Annotated in this window: 3 protein-coding genes; 2 read left to right on the top strand and 1 reads right to left on the bottom strand. The window is 71.1% G+C overall.

The window, feature by feature from the left end:
• Nucleotides 1-11: 11 nt before the first annotated feature.
• Nucleotides 12-1,058, bottom strand: coding sequence for an SIS domain-containing protein (locus tag G3I65_RS23390; protein WP_160698010.1), 1,047 nt, complete (start codon nucleotides 1,056-1,058; stop codon nucleotides 12-14).
• A gap of 148 nt (nucleotides 1,059-1,206) precedes the next feature.
• On the opposite strand from G3I65_RS23390, the gene G3I65_RS23385 reads away from it, so the two are divergent.
• Both G3I65_RS23385 and G3I65_RS23380 read left to right on the top strand, forming a co-directional pair.
• Nucleotides 1,207-1,962 (top strand): GntR family transcriptional regulator, encoded by a 756-nt coding sequence (locus tag G3I65_RS23385; RefSeq protein WP_160698009.1) that lies wholly within the window; start codon nucleotides 1,207-1,209, stop codon nucleotides 1,960-1,962.
• Nucleotides 1,963-2,004: 42 nt separating this feature from the next.
• A partial coding sequence (locus G3I65_RS23380; RefSeq protein ID WP_160698008.1) for an MFS transporter occupies nucleotides 2,005-2,620 on the top strand: 616 nt, incomplete at its 3' end.

Below are 2,620 nucleotides of genomic sequence, written 5' to 3'. Positions count from 1 at the left end.
GATCGCGGAGGTCACCGGGTCTTGGTCACCTTGAGCAGGCCGCGCGGGCTGTCCGGGTCGCCGCCGCGGGCCAGCGACAGGCCGAGCGCGATCTGCTGGATCGGCAGGATCTCCAGGATCGGCGCCAGCTCCTCGACGGTCTGCGGGACGTCGATGCGCAGCGCCGCGGGGGTGTCCGCGGATGCCGAACCGACCGCGACGACGTCCGCGCCGCGCTTGCCGACGGCGTCGATGACGTCGCGCATGGCCTCCGCGCCGTGCCCGGCGCTGGTCACCGCCAGCACCGCGGTCTGGTCGTCGACCGCGGCGACCGGGCCGTGCAGCAGGTCCGCGCCGCTGTACGCGCGCGCCGCGAGGTAGCTCGTCTCGGCGAGCTTGAGCGACGCCTCCAGCGCGGTCGCGTAGGAGTAGCCGCGGGCGGCGGTCAGGACGCGGTTCACGAACCGGTACCGGTCGACCGCCCGCTGGACGCCCTCGGTGGCGCCGTCGAGGGTCTGCTGCGCCAGCTCGCCGATCTTCTCGGCGTCGGCCGCCTTGCCGCCGCGCACCGCGTCGATCAGCAGGTAGAGCGCCATCAGCGTCGCGGAGTACGTCTTGGTCGCCGCGACTGCCTGCTCGACGCCGGCGCCGATGTCGACGCCGAGCTCGGACGCCGCCCGCAGCGGCGAGTCCGGGGTGTTGGTGACGGAAACGGTCAGCGCGCCCTGGCGCCGCGCCGTTTCGGTGACCTCGATCAGGTCAGGCGAACCACCGCTTTGGCTGACGGTGACGAACAGCACGTCCCGCAGATCGGGCCGCGCGCCGTACAGCGTCGCCGTGGAGGGCGAAACCAGACCGGCCGGAAGCCCGAGGAGTACCTCGATCAGGTACTTCGCGTACAACGCTGCGTGGTCACTCGATCCACGCGCGGCGAGCAAAGCGAAGCGCGGAGGCCGTTGTGAGATCTTTTCCGCCACTTCGGCGATTTCCGCCTGACGCTGTACCAGTCCCGCCAAGACCTCCGGCTGCTGGGCGATCTCCGCGGCCATGTGCTCGCCGGGCCGTTGTTGGGTCATCATTTTCCTCTCCACCTCCGGCATTATGTACCGGACTAAGGCGGCGTCGGTCAGGTCTAGACCAATGTTAGTGGGGCGGCCCGTCGGTGGAAAAGGGTACGTTTCTTACGGGGACGTGGCGTGCGATGAGGGAAGGCAGAGGGAGTCGGGCATGTTGGAGACCACCACCACGGGCGAGGCGAGCACCGTCGCCGGGATGCGCGGGCAGCGCGAGCCCAAGTACTGGGCACTGAAACAGCACCTCCTCGACCTCCTGGACGTCCTCCCGCCCGGGTCGCCGATCCCGACCGAACGCGCGCTCGCCGGGGAGTTCACGGTCTCCCGCACCACCGTGCGCCAGGCGCTGGCGGACCTGACCGCCGAGGGCCGCCTGCACCGGGTGCAGGGGAAAGGCACCTTCGCGGCCGAGCCGAAGCTCGCGCAGCGGCTGCAGTTGTCGTCCTACACCGAGGACATGCGCAAGCAGGGCCTGAAGCCGTCGTCGAAGCTCCTGGAAGTCGAGGAGCTGCCGGTCGAGGGCGACCTCGCGAAGCTCCTCGGAATCCGCACGGGTGCGAAAATCCTTCGCCTTCGACGCCTTCGACTCGCGGACTCCCAGCCGATGGCGCTGGAGACGACCCACCTCCCGCTCGGCCGGTTCCGCGGGCTGCGCAAGCACGTCTCGGCGGGCGGCTCGTTGTACGCCGTTCTGCGCGAGCACTACGGGGTCGAGCTCGAGCGCGCCGAAGAGACGATCGAGACTTCGCTCGCCGGCCCGCAGGAAGCGGAAATGCTCGGCGCGGACGTCGGCATGCCGGTGCTGATGCTGACCCGGCACTCGTTCGCCACGGACGGCAAGCCGGTCGAATTCGCCCGCTCGGTCTACCGCGGCGACCGGTACAAGTTCGTCACGACGCTGCTGCCGTAGGGACCGGTTGACGGGGGATCACCGGCGCGGTGGAGTGGGCAGGTGACTGCCACCGAAGACACCGGGATCCGGTGGGGGACGCACGCCGCGCGCGGCGTCCTCGCCACCACCATCCTCGGGTCGGGCATGGCGATGCTCGACGGAACCATCGTCAACGTCGCCCTGCCCCGCATCGGCGCGGAGCTGAACGCCTCCGTCGCCGGGCTCCAATGGATCCTCGACGGGTACATGCTGGCGCTCGCCGCGCTCATCCTCGTCGCCGGTTCGCTCGGCGACCGCTACGGGCGGCGCCGCACGTACCTCGTCGGCGTCGTCTGGTTCGGCGTCGCCTCCGGGCTGTGCGCCGCGGCGCAGTCCACCGAGATGCTGGTCGCGACCCGGATCCTGCAGGGCATCGGCGGCGCGCTGCTGACGCCGGGGTCGCTCGCGATCCTCCAGTCGTCCTTCGCGCACGACGCCCGCGCCCGCGCGATCGGCGCGTGGTCCGGGCTCGGCGGCATCGCGGCCGCCGCCGGGCCGCTGCTCGGCGGGTTCCTCGTGCAGGTGTGGTCGTGGCGGCTGGCGTTCCTGATCAACGTGCCCATCGCCGTCGCCGTGGTGCTGATGGCGCGGAAGTTCGTCCCCGAATCGCGGGACCCGGAGGCCACCGGCCACCCCG

Origin of the sequence: Amycolatopsis sp. SID8362, assembly GCF_010550475.1 — a bacterium.
In the GTDB taxonomy this organism is placed as follows: Bacteria; Actinomycetota; Actinomycetes; order Mycobacteriales; family Pseudonocardiaceae; genus Amycolatopsis; species Amycolatopsis eburnea.
The sequence above is the reverse complement of the archived record's forward strand: the minus strand, read 5'-3'. Positions and strand labels throughout refer to the sequence as shown.

What these genes read in the sequence shown, in the direction of transcription:
- G3I65_RS23390 (WP_160698010.1), bottom strand. Translation starts at nt 1,058, where the DNA reads ATGATGACCCAACAACGGCCCGGCGAGCACATGGCCGCGGAGATCGCC.
- G3I65_RS23385 (WP_160698009.1), top strand. Translation starts at nt 1,207, where the DNA reads ATGTTGGAGACCACCACCACGGGCGAGGCGAGCACCGTCGCCGGGATG.